The organism is Bosea vaviloviae, from assembly GCF_001741865.1.
Classification (GTDB): Bacteria; Pseudomonadota; Alphaproteobacteria; order Rhizobiales; family Beijerinckiaceae; genus Allobosea; species Allobosea vaviloviae.
The window spans coordinates 3991751-4006022 of the sequence record NZ_CP017147.1 but is presented as its reverse complement, the minus strand read 5'-3'; the positions used below and the strand labels follow the sequence as shown (position 1 = coordinate 4006022).

The following is a 14272-nucleotide window of genomic DNA, read 5'->3' as shown; positions in this document are numbered from 1 at the left end:
TCAGCCGCGCGTATGATGTGCTCAGCACAGCGACGGCGCCGACTAGGTAGGGCTCGGAAGTTTCCCCAGGGCAGCCTCCGCGAGGGTCAGTTTTCCGGCGTCAGTCGCGCGATATGGATAGCCCCGCGAGAAGCGGAGCGTAGGCGGCGAGCCTGCGGGATACGAACTCGGTGAAGAGCCGCACGCGCTTCGTCTTGCGTGTCTCCCCCTGCGTGAGAAGCCAGAGCGTCCCATGCATGGGCAGGTCGATGCCCGGCGCCCTCACCAATAGAGCGTCGGCATCTCCGACGAAGCACGGCAGTTTCGTCATCCCGATCCCTTGCCGCACTGCAACGATCTGCGTCTCGGCGTCCGGGGTCCTGAAGGGAACTCCCGTGGTGTGAACCTCTCCTTCACGTGCCCAGACCGGGAGTGCATGATTGTCTATGGCGATCCAGCGGATGGGATCAGACGCGCCCGCACGCCACGCGGCTAGTCGATCGCGAGACATGTAGACGCTGCTGAACAGCTCCGGTCCCTTCAGGCCGTGAAGATTGAGCGGCAGGGTCTTGCGGTCGGCGACAATGCGGATCGCGACATCGGCCTCTCGGTTGGTCAGATTCGCCACCTCGCCGGACGACAAGATTTCCATCTCGATGTCCGGATGCAGACGCGCGAAATCGGCGAGATCCGGCATGAGCAGATGTGTCGCGACGAACGGTGGCAGCGTCACCCGCAGAAGCCCGCGCGCGCTCTGGTCGCGACCGAAGACGCGCGTCTCCAGCTGGTGCGACGAGGCTTCCATCTGATTCGCGAGCTCGACGACCTCCTCGCCCGCAGCCGTCAGGCGGTAGCCCGAAGGCAGCTTTTCGAACATCTGCGCCCCGAGGCGGTCCTCGAGCTGGGCGATGCGTCGCAGCACGGTCGAGTGGTTCACACCGAGGCGCTCAGCGGCAGCCCGCACCGAGCCTCCGCGCGCGACCGCAAGAAAATAGCGAACGTCATCCCAGTCGATCATGGTGCAATCCCGCACCGCGCGGCGCGCCTTCCAAAACCCGTATCTAACACATCGAATAGCAGTACGGGCGGTCATCACAGCCTATTTCGATGAGTGTGGCCCAACTCCGAAACGGCGGATACCGATCGTCGCGGCTGGTGTCAGTCCTCCGTCCGGATGGATTTCGCACCACCGATCTGCGCGCTTCCGCACTCAACTCCCGACGCCGGCGGACCCATTTCCACGGTCTCGGGGGTCTTCCCCGAACGACCAAAGACGGAGTCTGAAAGGAAAAGTCATGGGAAAGCTTGAGGGTAAGGTTGCAGTCATCACGGGTGGATCGAGCGGCATGGCGCTGGCGAGCGCCAAGCGGTTCGTTGAAGAAGGCGCCTATGTCTTCATCACGGGCCGGAGACAGGAGGCGCTCGACGAGGCCGTCAAGCTGATCGGCCGGAACGTGACCGGCGTGCGCGGCGACGCGGCCAATCTCGACGACCTCGACCGTCTGTTCGACACGGTCAAACGGGAAAAAGGCAGGATCGACGTCCTGTACGCGAGCGCTGGCACGGGCGAAGCCATCCCACTGGGCGAGATTACCGAGCAGCATTTCGATGCGACCTTCGGCCTGAATACGCGCGGCACGCTGTTCACGGTCCAGAAGGCGTTGCCGCTGTTCAACGATGGCGGATCGATCTTCATGACCGGGTCGGTTGCCTCGGTGAAAGGTTTTCCTGGTTACAGCGTGTATGCGGCGAGCAAGGCGGCGTTGCACGCATTCGCACGCGGGTGGCTCAACGAGCTGAAGGGCAGGAATATCCGGGTGAACGTGCTGCACCCAGGGCCGATCGCCACACCGATGCAGGACCAAGTCCTCACCGAGGATGCGAAGCAGATGTTCGAATCCCTGATCCCGCGGGGAAAGATGGGTCGTCCTGAGGAAATTGCGGCGGTCGCGCTGTTTCTTGCTTCAGACGATTCGAGCTTCGTGAATGGGGTGGAGCTGTCTGTCGACGGCGGCTTCTCGGCCATCTGAATTCGCGTCGGATCGCCGGAACTGGCTGATCCGCGGGAACTAGCATGTCCATGGTGGAACGACTTCCGCGCTGAACGCTCAGTCCGGCCGCGCGGAAGTCGTTCACGGCGGGACGTCTACCCAAAGATCTCCACACAGCAGAACGGATAACCCCGCGCCGTTGAAGGCCGGGGAATCAATATCAACACGGATAGGAGAAGTATCATGAGCTACGCGATTATAGGATTCGGTAGCATAGGCCAGGCCCTCGCCCACGCCTTCGCCCGTAAGAACATCGCGGTGACCGTCGCGAGCCGCCGGCCGCCCGAGGCGTTGGCGCCGCAGGCTCGGGCGATTGGACCCAGGGTCGTCGCCAAACCGCTGCGGGAGGCTCTCGAGGCCGACACGATCATCCTGGCGGTCCCGTTCGGGGCGCATCGCGAGGTTGCGAAGGCCCTGCCGAGCTGGGAAGGCAAGACGATCATCGACGCGACGAACGCGTTTCCAGAGCCTGAAGAGCTGGGCGGTCTCCCGTCCTCCGCCTTCGTCGCGAAGGCGTTCACCGGCGCCAAGCTCGTGAAAGGGTTCAATCACCTGATTGCGGCCACCCTGGCTACCGACCCAATCGTCGAGGGCGGCCACCGGGTCGTCTTTCTGTCTGGTGACGACGAGGACGCGATCGCTCCCGTGGCGGCTTTGGCCAAACAACTCGGCTTTGCACCCATCAAGCTGGGCAAGCTCAACGAGGGTGGCGCGCTGGTGCACGCACGTGGCCGCGCTTGGGGCCAGCTCATCTTCCAGGATGTGTTCAAGAAGGAGCAGTAATCGATCCATGACCGTGTGATCGACGCCGAGAACTGGTCGCGCGCGCTAACGTCTTCGAGCAGCGCGCGACCGAATATGTGAAGGCTACAAAGTCGCGAAGGTTGGGGTGGGCCTGACGACGTATGGGCGCCATTCAAAGAGCCGGAAGATGCCCAACAGAGCGGCAGATCTGCCGGTCGCCTGGAATCTAGTCGACTGCTATCGATGGCCTAGGATTCGCTCACGTGTCCTCTGCTATCCGATACGACCCACGGTACTCCCCGTCACTCCCACTCGATCGTGCCGGGCGGCTTGCTGGTCACGTCGTAGACGACGCGGTTGATGCCCTTGACCTCGTTGATGATGCGGGTCGCGGTGCGGCCGAGGAAGGCCATGTCGTAGGGATAGAAATCGGCCGTCATGCCGTCGACCGAGGTCACGGCGCGCAGCGCCAGCACGTGGTCATAGGTGCGGTAGTCGCCCATCACGCCGACAGTGCGCACCGGCAGCAGCACGGCGAAAGCCTGCCAGATCACGTCATAGAGGCCCGCCTTGCGGATCTCGTCGAGATAGATCGCATCGGCCTTGCGCAGGATGTCGAGCTTCTCCCTGGTGATCTCGCCGGGGCAGCGGATGGCGAGGCCCGGCCCCGGGAAGGGATGGCGGCCGACGAAGGCTTCCGGCAGGCCAAGCTCACGGCCAAGCACGCGGACCTCGTCCTTGAAGAGCTCGCGCAACGGCTCGACGAGCTTCATCTTCATGCGCTCGGGCAGGCCGCCGACATTGTGGTGCGACTTGATCGTCACGGACGGGCCGCCGGAGAACGAGACGCTCTCGATCACGTCGGGATAAAGCGTGCCCTGGGCCAGGAAATCGGCGCCGCCGAGCTTCTTCGCTTCCGCGTCGAAGACCTCGATGAAGAGCCGGCCGATGGTCTTGCGCTTGGCTTCCGGATCGGCGCCGCATTTGGCGAGCTCGGAGAGGAAAAGCGCTTCGGCTTCAACATGAACGAGCGGGATGTTGTAGCTGTCGCGGAACAGGCGCACGACCTCTTCGGCCTCGTTCATCCGCATCAGGCCGTGATCGACGAAGACGCAGGTGAGCTGATCGCCGATCGCCTCATGGATCAGCACCGCTGCAACCGCCGAGTCGACGCCGCCGGAGAGGCCGCAGATGACGCGGCCCTTGCCGACCTGTGCCTTGATCTTGGCGATGGTTTCGGCGCGATAGGCCGCCATGCTCCAGTCCGGCACGCAGCCGCAGATGGTGACGACGAAGTTGCGCAGCAGCTTGGCGCCGTCCGGCGTATGCACCACCTCGGGGTGGAACATGGTCGAATAGAAGCGCCGCTCCTCGTCGCTCGCCACCGCATAGGGCGCGTTCTCCGAGGTCGCCTTGACCGAGAAGCCCGCAGGCAGCTGCGTGACGCGATCGCCATGGCTCATCCAGACGGGATAGCGACCGCCCTCCTCCCAGATGCCCTCGAACAGCGCCGAGGGTGTGATGATCTCGACATCGGCGCGGCCGAATTCAGCTGCGTGGCCGCTCTCGACCTTGCCGCCGAGCTGATGCGCCATGGTCTGCTGGCCGTAGCAAATGCCGAGCACCGGCAGTCCGGTCGAGAACACCTCCTGCGGCGCGCGGGGCGAGCCCTCATCCGGCACGGAGGCCGGGCCGCCCGAGAAGATCACGCCCTTGGGCTTGAGGCGCTGGAAGGCCTCCGATGCCGACTGGAACGGGGCGATCTCGCAATAGACGCCGATCTCGCGCACGCGACGCGCGATCAGCTGCGTCACCTGGCTGCCGAAGTCGATGATGAGAATGGAGTCGTGGATTTTTTCGCTCGTCATCGCGTTCGGTTAATGGATCGCGCGCGAGCGTGCAACGTTCTGTTGGCCTTCAGGCAATGCGTTGCGTGCAAGCCAGGTAGAATCCGTCCGTCCCGGTGCGGTGCGGTGAGAGCTGCAGACCGAATTCCGTGGCGAAACGGGCGAGCAAACCAAAGTCACCCTCGGTCGAGGCCAGCACTTGCGTAAGCGGCACCGCCGCGAAACCGGCATGCCGCGCGAGGAAAGCCCGGATGGCCTCGTCGTTCTCGTCCGGCAGCATCGAGCAGGTGATATAGGCGATGCGTCCGCCCGGCTTCAGCAGCCGTGCTGCGCGCGCCAGAACCTCGGCCTGGTCCTTGACCCGCTCGGCCAGAGCACCCGGCCGTACACGCCATTTCGCATCGGGATTGCGCCGCCAGGTGCCCGAGCCCGTGCAGGGTGCATCGACCAAGGCGAGATCGACCTGTCCCGCGAGATCGATCAGGGGCTCGTGACCGCGGCTGCGCGGAATGCGGATCTCGACATTGGTCGCACCCGAGCGCGCCAGCCGCTCATGCAGCGGTGCAAGCCTGCGGCTGTCCAGGTCGGTCGCGAACAGACGCCCCTGATTGCCCATCAGCGCCGCCAGCGCCAAGGTCTTGCCGCCAGCCCCGGCGCAGAGATCGATCACGGTCTGGCCCGGCTGCGCGCCGGCCAGCAAGGTGACGAGTTGCGAGCCCTCATCCTGGATCTCGAAGCCGCCGGCGAAGAAGGACGGTTCTGCCTGCAATGACGGTCCGCGCCCATCATGGCCGGGTTGGAAGCGCAGCGCATCGGGCGACCAGGCGCCGGGTTCGGGCGAGGCATGCGACAGATCCGCCATCAGCGCGTCGCGGCTCGATTTCAGGCGATTGGCGCGGATGTCGATCGGCGCGCGGCCGGCCAGCGCCTGGCCCTCGCCCACCGCATCCCTACCGAAGCCCGCAGCGAAAGCCGGCCAGAGCCATTCCGGAACGTCGGCGCCGATCCAGTCGGGCGCGCCATCGAGCGAGAAGGCGGCGAGCCTTCCCCACTCCTCGGCATCGAGCGGCATGGGCGCGTGATTCTCGCCCGAGCAGAGCAGCGCGATCTCCTCGGCGCTGAGGCCGCGCAAGCCAGCGAGCATGCCGAGCACCAGCGCGCGCGGCGTCTCCGCCGCCATGGCGAAGGCCGAGGAGGCCCTGCGGCGCAGCGCGTCATAGACGAGCGAGGCGATCGCGGCACGGTCCTTGGAGCCGGCGAAACGCCGTGAAAGGCCCCAATCCTTCAGCGCGTCGGAGGCTGGGCGGCGGCGCTGGATGAGGTCGTCCAGCACCTCGATGGCGGCGCTGATGCGGGCGGCGGGCGTCATATTTCGGATCCGTGTCGTGCCGGCATGCGCGACACAATATTGACGCGGTGATGGCACAATTAGGCGGCGGGGGCGAGACCGGCAATGCCGGTATTTCGTGAGGTACGATCATGGTCCGCATAATTCCTATCACAATCCTGGCTACTTTGGCCCTGTCCCTGGCAGGGTGCATCGAGAACGACATTGCCCACGCCAGCATGGGCTCGAATCCGTCATTTACGAGCACGTCGAACACTCAAGGCCAGCCGCAGGCGACGCCGATGAAGCCTTCGGCCAGCTCGCCGGATGCGACCATCCGGATGGAAAACCGGACCTTCTAGCCATCCCAGCCCGCGCGTCCCGAGGAGCGCCCTGCCGCCGATGCGGAATCGACGGCAGGCCCCCTTCCCGCGCGTATTTGTGATTGGTCCAAGGGTAAAACAGCTTGCTTGACGAGGCGTCAGCATCGGCGGAAAGAAGAAGCGATCCGCTCCCACCGAATGGAACCGCCGATGATCCGCCTCAGCCGCCTCACCCTTGCTGCGCTCATGACGCTGGCGCTCGCCGCCTGCGCCACCACGCCGCCGCCGGATTTGACGCCGCCGGCCAAGAAGCGCCTCGACGCCAAGACGACGCTCGAGAACCGCTACTGACGAATGCCGGCCGAAGTGTCGCTCAGGCGTAGCCGAGCGGCACTTCGGTCGTGTCCTTGATCTCCTCCATGACGAAGCTCGCCGCGACATCGACCATGTCGACGCGGGCGATGAGACGCTGATAGAGCCTGTCATAGGCCGCGACGTCCGGCACGCGAGCCCGCAGGATGTAGTCGACCTCGCCCGAGGTGCGATAGGCGCCGACGATTTCCGGCAGGGCCCTGACCGTATCCCGGAATGCTTCCGCCCATTTCGCGCTGTGCTGGCTCGTCCTGATCCGGATCAGCACCGTCAGCCCGGCATTGACCTTCGACGCCTCGACCAGCGCGACGCGGGCGCGGATGACGCCGGCCTCCTCCAGCAGCTTGATCCTGCGCCAGCAGGCGTTGCGCGAGAGGTTCACCAGCGCGGCGAGATCCTCGATGCTGCGGGTCGAATCGCGCTGCAGCTCACGCAGGATGGCGAGATCGAATGGGTCGAGGCCCTGACTTTGGGACGCCATCCTGAGTTTTCCCTCATAATGGGGACATGATCCCGATATCCTGGATTTCTTTCTGATAATTGGGAAGCGCTCTTCCTCCCCTATGGGCACTCTTTCCGTAAATGAGGGAGAACGCGATGCCACAACCCAGCCTGGTCAAACTCTTCACGCAGCATCCCGAGACGGTTGGCGAGACCTATGGCGAGCATTTCGGCGTCGCCATGCGCTATTCCGGGCGCATGTTCGCGGCGTCGTTCTGCGCCTTCGTCCATGCCTTCCTGCCCTTCTGCTTCGAGAAGACTGCGAGCACGATGGCGCGCCGGATGGTCGCCGACATGGATCGCCGCAGCGCCCATCCGGCCGCCCCAGTGCAGGTCGCCCCGGCCGAATAGACCCGGCCCTTCGACTTCACCGGCCTGTCACATCGCCTGATCATGGTCGCGCCAACGATAACGCGACCAAGGACCGAACCGATGATGAAAGCGACCCTGCTCTGTGCCACGATGCTGGCCGGCCTCAGCTGCAGCGTGCTGGGCGCAGCCGAAGCCATGGCTCAGACAGTCACTCCGACCTTGTCGGGCCAGAAACCGCTGATCGTCGGCCATCGCGGCGCCAGCGGCTACCGGCCCGAGCATACGCTCGAATCCTACAAGCTCGCGATCGAACAGGGCGCCGATTTCATCGAGCCCGATCTCGTGGCGACGAAGGACGGCGTGCTGGTCGCCCGGCACGAGCCGATCATGAGCGGCACGACCGACGTCGCGACCAGGCCGGAATTCGCCAGCCGCAAGACCACGCGCAAGATCGACGGCGTCGACACCACCGACTGGTTCGCCGGCGACTTCACGCTCGCCGAGATCAAGACCCTGCGGGCCAAGCAGGCCTTCGCCGATCGCGACCAGTCCCATAACGGCAAATACGAGATTCCGACGCTGCAGGAGATCATCGACCTCGCCAAGACCGAGAGCACTCGGCTTGGGCGCGTCATCGGCATCTATCCCGAGACCAAGCATTCGATCTTCCACGCCGCGATCGGCCTGCCGCTCGAGGACCGCCTGCTCGATGCACTCAAGGCTGCGGGCTGGACCGAGAAATCCTCGCCCGTGATCATCCAGAGCTTCGAGACCGCGAATTTGAAATATCTCCGCGGCAAGACGCAGCTGCGCCTGATCCAGCTCGTCGATGCCGACGATGTCGACAAGGATGGCGGCATCGTTCTGGCCGCTCCCTTCGACAAGCCCTATGATTTCGTCGTCACCGGCGACAAGCGCAGCTTCAAGGATCTCGTCACGGCTGAAGGGCTGAAGGAGATCAAGACCTATGCCGACGGCGTCGCCCCGTGGAAGCCCTACATCCTGCCGGCCAAGCAGGTCCTGGGCGATGACGGCAAGCCTCAGGATCTGAACAAGGACGGTGTGATCGACGAGCGCGACCGCGTGCTGCTGCCAGCGACCGATGTCGTTAGGAATGCTCACGCTGCCGGGCTCTTCGTCCATAGCTGGACCTTCCGCAGCGAGCCCAAGCGCCTGGCCTCGAACTACAAGGGTGATCCGGGCGCCGAGTACAAGGCGTTCTTCGACCTCGGCATCGACGGGCTGTTCTCGGATTTCCCGGACGCCGCAGTCAAGGCGCGCGACGGCAAATAGGCTGCCGAACGGCGCGTAAAAAGGGCCGCCCCGCGCGAGCGGGACGGCCTTTCAATTCGGGTTGCGCCGAACCTGGACCGTCGATCAGCTGCAGACGCGCTGCCTCGTCTTGATCACGCCACGCCGCGTCTCCTCGCGCGTGATGACCGTGCGGCAGCGCTCGCGGTCGCGGAACTCGACTCGGCGACGATCGTCGCGTCGATAACCACGGTCCGAGCGACGATCGTAACCGTCGCGGTCATCACGGCGAACTTCGCGCTCGATGACGCGCTCGCGCGGGCCGCGCGTATCGACACCGACGCCGCCGGGACCGACACTGATGGACTGGGCATAGGCGCTGCCGGTCATCAGCGTGGCGGCTATGAGAGCGGGGATGAAGCGTTTCATCTTGTTTCCTCCATTTCGAGAGGAAAACAGAGTGCGGAGGTATTTTGTTCCGCAGCGGCTGCTGTTTGTCCGAACTGACTCAGAGTCGGCGGCGCGATGACCGGATGCTATCACCAATAACATGGCGCGCCGGACAGTCCGGCGCGCCATGTTATCTTATCCAACGCAGATCAGTGCAGAATCTGGCTCAGGAAGAGCTTGGTGCGCTCATGCTGCGGGTTCTTGAAGAAGGCGTTGGGCTCGTTCATTTCGACGATCTGCCCGGCATCCATGAAGATGACCCGGTCGGCGACCTGGCGGGCGAAGCCCATTTCGTGGGTGACGCAGAGCATGGTCATGCCCTCATCGGCGAGCGAGACCATGGTGTCGAGCACCTCCTTGACCATCTCGGGATCGAGCGCCGAGGTCGGCTCGTCGAACAGCATGATCTTGGGGCTCATGCAGAGCGAGCGCGCGATGGCGACGCGCTGCTGCTGGCCACCGGAGAGCTGGCCGGGATATTTTGCGGCCTGCTCGGGAATCTTGACGCGCTTGAGATAGTGCATCCCGATCTCCTCGGCGTCCTTCTTGGGCATCTTGCGGACCCAGATCGGCGCCAGCGTCAGGTTCTCGAGGATCGTCAGATGCGGGAACAGGTTGAAGTGCTGGAACACCATGCCGACATCGCGGCGGATCTCGTCGATCTTCTTCAGATCGTTGGTGAGTTCGGTGCCGTCGACGATGATCGTGCCCTTCTGGTGCTCTTCCAGGCGGTTGATGCAGCGGATCATCGTCGACTTGCCGGAGCCCGACGGTCCGCAGATCACCAGCTTCTCGCCGCGCTCGACCTTCAGGTTGATGTCGCGCAGCACGTGAAACTCGCCATACCACTTGTTGACGCCGACCATCTCGACCGCGGTCGGTGTGTTCAGCGAGGTCTGCTTCAGCGCGGCGGGGCGGCTCGCGGTATTCGTTTCTGCCATGGTCATGTTGGTTTGTCCCTTCAGCGCTTTTGACCGGCGGCCATCCGCTTCTCGACCGAGATCGAGTAGCGCGACATGCCCCAGCAACACAGGAAATAGAACATCGCGGCGAAGGCATAGCCTGTCGCGCGTGTGGTCGGCGTCGCCCAGGTCGGATCGACCAGGGTCGCTTCGATGGTGCGCAGGAAGTCGAAGATGCCGACGATGGTGACCAGCGTCGTATCCTTGAACAGCCCGATGAACGTATTGACGATGCCCGGAATGACGATGCGCAGCGCCTGGGGCAGGATGATCAGCCGCATCATCTGCCAATAGCCCAGGCCGAGCGACATCGCTCCTTCATACTGGCCCTTCGGCATGGCCTGCAGGCCACCGCGAATAACCTCCGCCATATAGGCGGCGGCGAAGAGTGCGACGCCGACCAGCGGCCGCAGCAGCCTGTCCGGCGAATATTCCTGCGGCACGAACAACGGCAGCATGGTGTTGGCCATGAACAGCACCGTGATCAGCGGCACGCCACGAACGAACTCGATGAAGATCACCGAGAGCAGCTGGATGATCGGCAGCCTTGAGCGCCGTCCCAGCGCCAGGATGACACCGAGCGGAAGCGAGAAGACGATGCCGACAGCCGCGATCAGGAAGGTCACCGTCATGCCGCCCCAAAGCCCGGTGTCGACACGCGGCAGGCCGATCGTATCGGCCAGGATCGCGATCAGGCCGAAGACGACCAGCGACAGCAGGATCAGGCGCTTGGGTCGATAGAAGCGCTTCCAGGGCGGCTGCGCCTCCTCGACGGCCAGGAAGGCAGGGCCGATCCAGAAACGCGCCAGGGCCGGCACGAAGGACAGCACCAGATAGACCACCATCAGCACCAGCGTCAGGATGATCAGCCAGCGCAGGAAGCCTTCGGCATTGGGGCCGCCGAGCAGCAGCACATAGGCGCCGATCGGCAGCATGACGAAGAAGAAGAACAGGCCGACCTTCTTCAGCGGCGCCCTTTCCCAGAGCAGCCAGACGACGCCGAGCGCGAACATCGCGAAAACGATGTTGACGCGCCAGCGTTGCGGCACCGGATAGGAGCCGTAGATGAAGTACTGGAAGCGGTCGGCGATATAGGCCCAGCACGCGCCGACCGGCCGGCCGATCTTGTCGGCCAGGCATGCGTCGCGGTTGGTGCCGCTCCAGACGGCGTCGATGAAGTAGAACCGCACCATCTCCGGCACGGTGGTCACGACGATGTAGACGCAGAGCAGCGTCAGGATCGAATTGACCGGGCCGGAGAACAGGTTGGCGCGGACCCAGGCGAGAGGCCCCGCGACCGAAAGCGGCGCGGTTTCCTGAGGCAGCGTCTCCTTGCGGACGAAGGCGTAAGGTGAGTTTTCGAGCGTTGCGTCGGTCATCGTGGCGCCCTCACCGTTCCACCAGCGCCATGCGCTTGTTGTAGATATTCATGAAAAACGAGGTGACGAGCGAGATCGTGAGATAGACCGCCATGGTGATCGCGACCACCTCGACCGCCTGCCCGGTCTGGTTCAGCACCGTGCCGGTGAAGACCTGGACGAGATCGGGATAACCGATCGCGACCGCCAGCGAGGAGTTCTTGGTCAGGTTGAGGTAGTTCGATGTCAGGGGCGGGATGATCACCCGCATGGCCTGCGGGATGACGACGAGCTTCAAGGTCGGCCCGGCGCGCAGCCCCAGCGCATTGGCAGCCTCGGTCTGCCCTTTCGAGACAGCGAGAATGCCGGCGCGCACAACCTCGGCGATGAAGCCGGCGGTGTAGGTCGTAAGGCCCAGCAACAGCGCGACGAATTCCGGGAAGATCTGGATGCCGCCGCGCAGGTTGAAGCCGGCGATCTCCGGATAGATGAACGAGACCGGGCGGCCCGTGACGAGATAGACGAAGAACGGCAGCACCACGATCAAGCCGAGCGCGATCCAGCCCACCGGATACTGCTTGCCTGTCGCCTCCTGCTGCTTGCGGGCCCAGACGCGGAAGATGATCGAGGCGACGATGCCGATCAGGAACGTCCAGACGATGAGAGAGCCGCCGGGGCCGAGCTGAGGATCAGGAAGGTAGAGGCCGCGATTGTTGAGCAGGAAGCCGCTCGAAACGACGTGCAGAATGCCGCTATAGACGAGCCAAATGACCGTGGCGACCGTCAGAACGACGCCGCTGACGAGCTTGACCAAACCACGGTCGCGGTCTGAATTCGCCAGCCTGTCACTGCTTTTGTAGAGCAGCCATGCGAGGCCGGCTGCGATGGCCATGAGTCCGGTCAAAAGCGGAGACGGCCATCCCAGACCAAAGAAGTGCAGATCGATCGACTGGCGCGGATTGGGCAGCGGCTTCAGCACCGCATTGTACCAGAAGAACAATTGCAGCAGCAGCGGCAGGTTGCGGATGACCTCGACATAGATCATCGCGAGCTTCGACAGCACCCAATTGCTGGAGAGCCGCGCCACGCCGACGAAGAAACCGAGGAAGGTCGACAGCACGATGCCGATCGAGGCGACCAGCAGCGTGTTCAGAAGGCCGACATAGAAAGCCTCGCCATAGGTCGAGCCGGAGGCGCTGAACGGGATCAGCTTCTGGTTGACGTCGAAGCCCGCGGCATTGTGCCAGAAGCCGAAGCCGGACGCGATCTTCTGCGCACGCAGATTGGTGATGGCGTTCGACGCGGCCGAATAGAGCAGGAAACCGACAACGGCGAGCAAGGCCGCCTGATAGACATAGCCCCTTATCTTCGGATCGTAGAGCAGCGAGGCCTTGCCCGGCTGAACCGTCTCGGTCGGAATGGTCGACACGTGTTACGCCCTTTTTTGTTTTGATTGCGGCAGGTGAACCGGCGGCGACTAGGACCGCCGCCGGATGTTTCCTTCTGATCTCAGATCGTCGCGCTACAGATCTTCGCTCTAGAGCCGGATGATTTCAGATGGAATCACGCAGTGATCCCATCTGAAATCTGAATCCGTCTCTCACCAAAGAGTGAGAGCAGGATCGATGCGAAAAACCGGTTCCCACTTTTTCGCTTCCTGCTCTAGAGCGCCTCAACGGATCGGCGGCGCGTATTGCAACCCCCCTTTGGTCCACAGCGCGTTCTGACCGCGCGCGATCTTCAGCGGCGAGCTCGCGCCGACATTCTTCTCGAAAACCTCGCCATAGTTCCCGACAAGTTTGACGATGCGATAAGCCCAATCATTGCTCAAGCCCATCGGCTCGCCGAACTTGCCCTCGGTGCCGACGAAGCGCTTGATCTCGGGGTTCTCCGATTTCAGCATCTCATCGACATTGGCCTTGGTGATGCCAAGCTCCTCGGCGTTCACCATCGCGTTATGCGTCCATTTGACGATATCGAGCCAATTGTCGTCGCCATGGCGGACAACCGGGCCGAGCGGCTCCTTCGAGATGATCTCGGGCAGCACGATATGGTCCGTCGGAATCTGAAGCTTCAGGCGCTCGGCGTAAAGACCCGATGAGTCCGTGGTGAAGGCGTCGCAGCGGCCGGATTCATAGGCCTTGATCGTCTCGTCGCCGCTGCCGAAGGCCACGACCTCGTACTTCATCTTGTTGGCGCGGAAGAAGTCGGCGAGGTTCAACTCGGTGGTCGTGCCTTGCGCGACGCAGACCGAGGCGCCGGCGAGCTTGAGCGCGGAATCGACGCCGAGCTTCTTGCGGACCATGAAGCCTTGGCCGTCGAAATAATTGATCCCAGCGAAGTTGAGGCCGAGCGAGGTGTCGCGCGACAAGGTCCAGGTCGTGGTGCGCGAGAGCAGATCGACCTCGCCGGCCTGAAGCGCCGTGAAGCGGTCCTTTGACGAAAGCGGTACGAACTTGACCTTCTGCGGGTCGTTGAAGATCGCGGCCGCCAAGGCGCGGCAAAGATCGACGTCGATGCCTGTATAATTGCCCTGCGCATCGGGCATCGCGAAACCGGCGAGGCCCGGGCTCGTGCCGCATGTGACGACGCCCCTCGCCTTGACCTGCGGAAGCAACCCTGTCTGGGCCTGGGCAACCCCCGCACCGAGAGCGAGCGATGCGAGCACCAGTGCTGACGTGACGGCCTTTTTCATTGCGTTCCCCTGTTTTAGGTGCGGGCTTACGCCCGTACCTAAAACGCTTAGCAAGTCCCGGACCATGCGCTTTCGATGCGTAGCGGACGGCGCGGGGCCG

The 14272-nt window shown here is 63.6% G+C and carries 14 protein-coding genes; 5 read left to right on the top strand and 9 right to left on the bottom strand.

The genetic code is table 11. The annotated features are described in order from the left end of the window. Positions 1 to 100: 100 nt before the first annotated feature. Positions 101 to 997, bottom strand: a complete 897-nt coding sequence (locus BHK69_RS18390) for a LysR family transcriptional regulator (RefSeq protein ID WP_069691356.1) — start codon at positions 995 to 997, stop codon at positions 101 to 103. Between the two features lie 277 nt (positions 998 to 1274). On the opposite strand from BHK69_RS18390, the gene BHK69_RS18385 reads away from it, so the two are divergent. Together BHK69_RS18385 and BHK69_RS18380 are read left to right on the top strand one after the other, a co-directional pair. Next, a complete protein-coding gene (locus tag BHK69_RS18385; RefSeq protein ID WP_069691355.1) occupies positions 1275 to 2009 on the top strand; it encodes an SDR family NAD(P)-dependent oxidoreductase in 735 nt (244 codons plus the stop codon). Between the two features lie 204 nt (positions 2010 to 2213). Then, the gene (locus tag BHK69_RS18380) at positions 2214 to 2813 is read left to right on the top strand and encodes an NADPH-dependent F420 reductase (RefSeq protein ID WP_069691354.1); all 600 of its coding nucleotides are present in this window, start codon (positions 2214 to 2216) and stop codon (positions 2811 to 2813) included. 263 nt (positions 2814 to 3076) lie between these two features. Here the strand turns inward: BHK69_RS18380 and guaA are convergent, their stop codons facing one another. Together guaA and BHK69_RS18370 are read right to left on the bottom strand one after the other, a co-directional pair. Then, a complete protein-coding gene (guaA, locus tag BHK69_RS18375) occupies positions 3077 to 4642 on the bottom strand; it encodes a glutamine-hydrolyzing GMP synthase (RefSeq protein WP_069691353.1) in 1566 nt (521 codons plus the stop codon). A gap of 49 nt (positions 4643 to 4691) precedes the next feature. Next, a complete protein-coding gene (locus tag BHK69_RS18370; RefSeq protein ID WP_069691352.1) occupies positions 4692 to 5990 on the bottom strand; it encodes an RsmB/NOP family class I SAM-dependent RNA methyltransferase in 1299 nt (432 codons plus the stop codon). Between the two features lie 491 nt (positions 5991 to 6481). On the opposite strand from BHK69_RS18370, the gene BHK69_RS32910 reads away from it, so the two are divergent. Beyond that, on the top strand, positions 6482 to 6622 hold the full coding sequence (locus BHK69_RS32910) for a hypothetical protein (protein ID WP_175525400.1): 141 nt from the start codon (positions 6482 to 6484) through the stop codon (positions 6620 to 6622). Positions 6623 to 6644: 22 nt separating this feature from the next. Here BHK69_RS32910 and BHK69_RS18360 read toward each other — a convergent pair whose 3' ends face one another. Beyond that, the gene (locus tag BHK69_RS18360) at positions 6645 to 7124 is read right to left on the bottom strand and encodes an Lrp/AsnC family transcriptional regulator (RefSeq protein ID WP_069691350.1); all 480 of its coding nucleotides are present in this window, start codon (positions 7122 to 7124) and stop codon (positions 6645 to 6647) included. A gap of 116 nt (positions 7125 to 7240) precedes the next feature. On the opposite strand from BHK69_RS18360, the gene BHK69_RS18355 reads away from it, so the two are divergent. Both BHK69_RS18355 and BHK69_RS18350 read left to right on the top strand, forming a co-directional pair. Continuing rightward, the gene (locus BHK69_RS18355) at positions 7241 to 7495 is read left to right on the top strand and encodes a DUF6356 family protein (protein ID WP_069691349.1); all 255 of its coding nucleotides are present in this window, start codon (positions 7241 to 7243) and stop codon (positions 7493 to 7495) included. 81 nt (positions 7496 to 7576) lie between these two features. After that, positions 7577 to 8749 (top strand): glycerophosphodiester phosphodiesterase, encoded by a 1173-nt coding sequence (locus tag BHK69_RS18350; protein ID WP_199578937.1) that lies wholly within the window; start codon positions 7577 to 7579, stop codon positions 8747 to 8749. Between the two features lie 84 nt (positions 8750 to 8833). Here BHK69_RS18350 and BHK69_RS18345 read toward each other — a convergent pair whose 3' ends face one another. The 5 genes from BHK69_RS18345 to BHK69_RS18325 form a co-directional block, all read right to left on the bottom strand. Continuing rightward, on the bottom strand, positions 8834 to 9136 hold the full coding sequence (locus BHK69_RS18345) for a hypothetical protein (protein WP_069691348.1): 303 nt from the start codon (positions 9134 to 9136) through the stop codon (positions 8834 to 8836). A 170-nt stretch (positions 9137 to 9306) separates the two neighbouring features. Next, complete coding sequence (locus tag BHK69_RS18340) at positions 9307 to 10098, bottom strand: amino acid ABC transporter ATP-binding protein (RefSeq protein ID WP_069693781.1); 792 nt, start codon at positions 10096 to 10098, stop codon at positions 9307 to 9309. Between the two features lie 20 nt (positions 10099 to 10118). Further along, positions 10119 to 11498, bottom strand: a complete 1380-nt coding sequence (locus BHK69_RS18335) for an amino acid ABC transporter permease (RefSeq protein WP_069691347.1) — start codon at positions 11496 to 11498, stop codon at positions 10119 to 10121. Positions 11499 to 11508: 10 nt separating this feature from the next. Continuing rightward, a complete protein-coding gene (locus BHK69_RS18330) occupies positions 11509 to 12897 on the bottom strand; it encodes an amino acid ABC transporter permease (RefSeq protein ID WP_425285576.1) in 1389 nt (462 codons plus the stop codon). 252 nt (positions 12898 to 13149) lie between these two features. Further along, entirely contained in the window at positions 13150 to 14172 is a 1023-nt protein-coding gene (locus BHK69_RS18325) for an amino acid ABC transporter substrate-binding protein (RefSeq protein WP_069691345.1), read from the bottom strand. Positions 14173 to 14272 lie beyond the last annotated feature (100 nt).

What these genes read in the sequence shown, in the direction of transcription:
- BHK69_RS18380 (WP_069691354.1), top strand. Translation starts at nt 2,214, where the DNA reads ATGAGCTACGCGATTATAGGATTCGGTAGCATAGGCCAGGCCCTCGCC.
- BHK69_RS18355 (WP_069691349.1), top strand. Translation starts at nt 7,241, where the DNA reads ATGCCACAACCCAGCCTGGTCAAACTCTTCACGCAGCATCCCGAGACG.
- BHK69_RS18345 (WP_069691348.1), bottom strand. Translation starts at nt 9,136, where the DNA reads ATGAAACGCTTCATCCCCGCTCTCATAGCCGCCACGCTGATGACCGGC.
- BHK69_RS18335 (WP_069691347.1), bottom strand. Translation starts at nt 11,498, where the DNA reads ATGACCGACGCAACGCTCGAAAACTCACCTTACGCCTTCGTCCGCAAG.
- BHK69_RS32910 (WP_175525400.1), top strand. Translation starts at nt 6,482, where the DNA reads ATGATCCGCCTCAGCCGCCTCACCCTTGCTGCGCTCATGACGCTGGCG.
- BHK69_RS18350 (WP_199578937.1), top strand. Translation starts at nt 7,577, where the DNA reads ATGATGAAAGCGACCCTGCTCTGTGCCACGATGCTGGCCGGCCTCAGC.
- BHK69_RS18385 (WP_069691355.1), top strand. Translation starts at nt 1,275, where the DNA reads ATGGGAAAGCTTGAGGGTAAGGTTGCAGTCATCACGGGTGGATCGAGC.
- BHK69_RS18340 (WP_069693781.1), bottom strand. Translation starts at nt 10,098, where the DNA reads ATGGCAGAAACGAATACCGCGAGCCGCCCCGCCGCGCTGAAGCAGACC.
- guaA (WP_069691353.1), bottom strand. Translation starts at nt 4,642, where the DNA reads ATGACGAGCGAAAAAATCCACGACTCCATTCTCATCATCGACTTCGGC.
- BHK69_RS18360 (WP_069691350.1), bottom strand. Translation starts at nt 7,124, where the DNA reads ATGGCGTCCCAAAGTCAGGGCCTCGACCCATTCGATCTCGCCATCCTG.
- BHK69_RS18325 (WP_069691345.1), bottom strand. Translation starts at nt 14,172, where the DNA reads ATGAAAAAGGCCGTCACGTCAGCACTGGTGCTCGCATCGCTCGCTCTC.
- BHK69_RS18370 (WP_069691352.1), bottom strand. Translation starts at nt 5,990, where the DNA reads ATGACGCCCGCCGCCCGCATCAGCGCCGCCATCGAGGTGCTGGACGAC.
- BHK69_RS18390 (WP_069691356.1), bottom strand. Translation starts at nt 997, where the DNA reads ATGATCGACTGGGATGACGTTCGCTATTTTCTTGCGGTCGCGCGCGGA.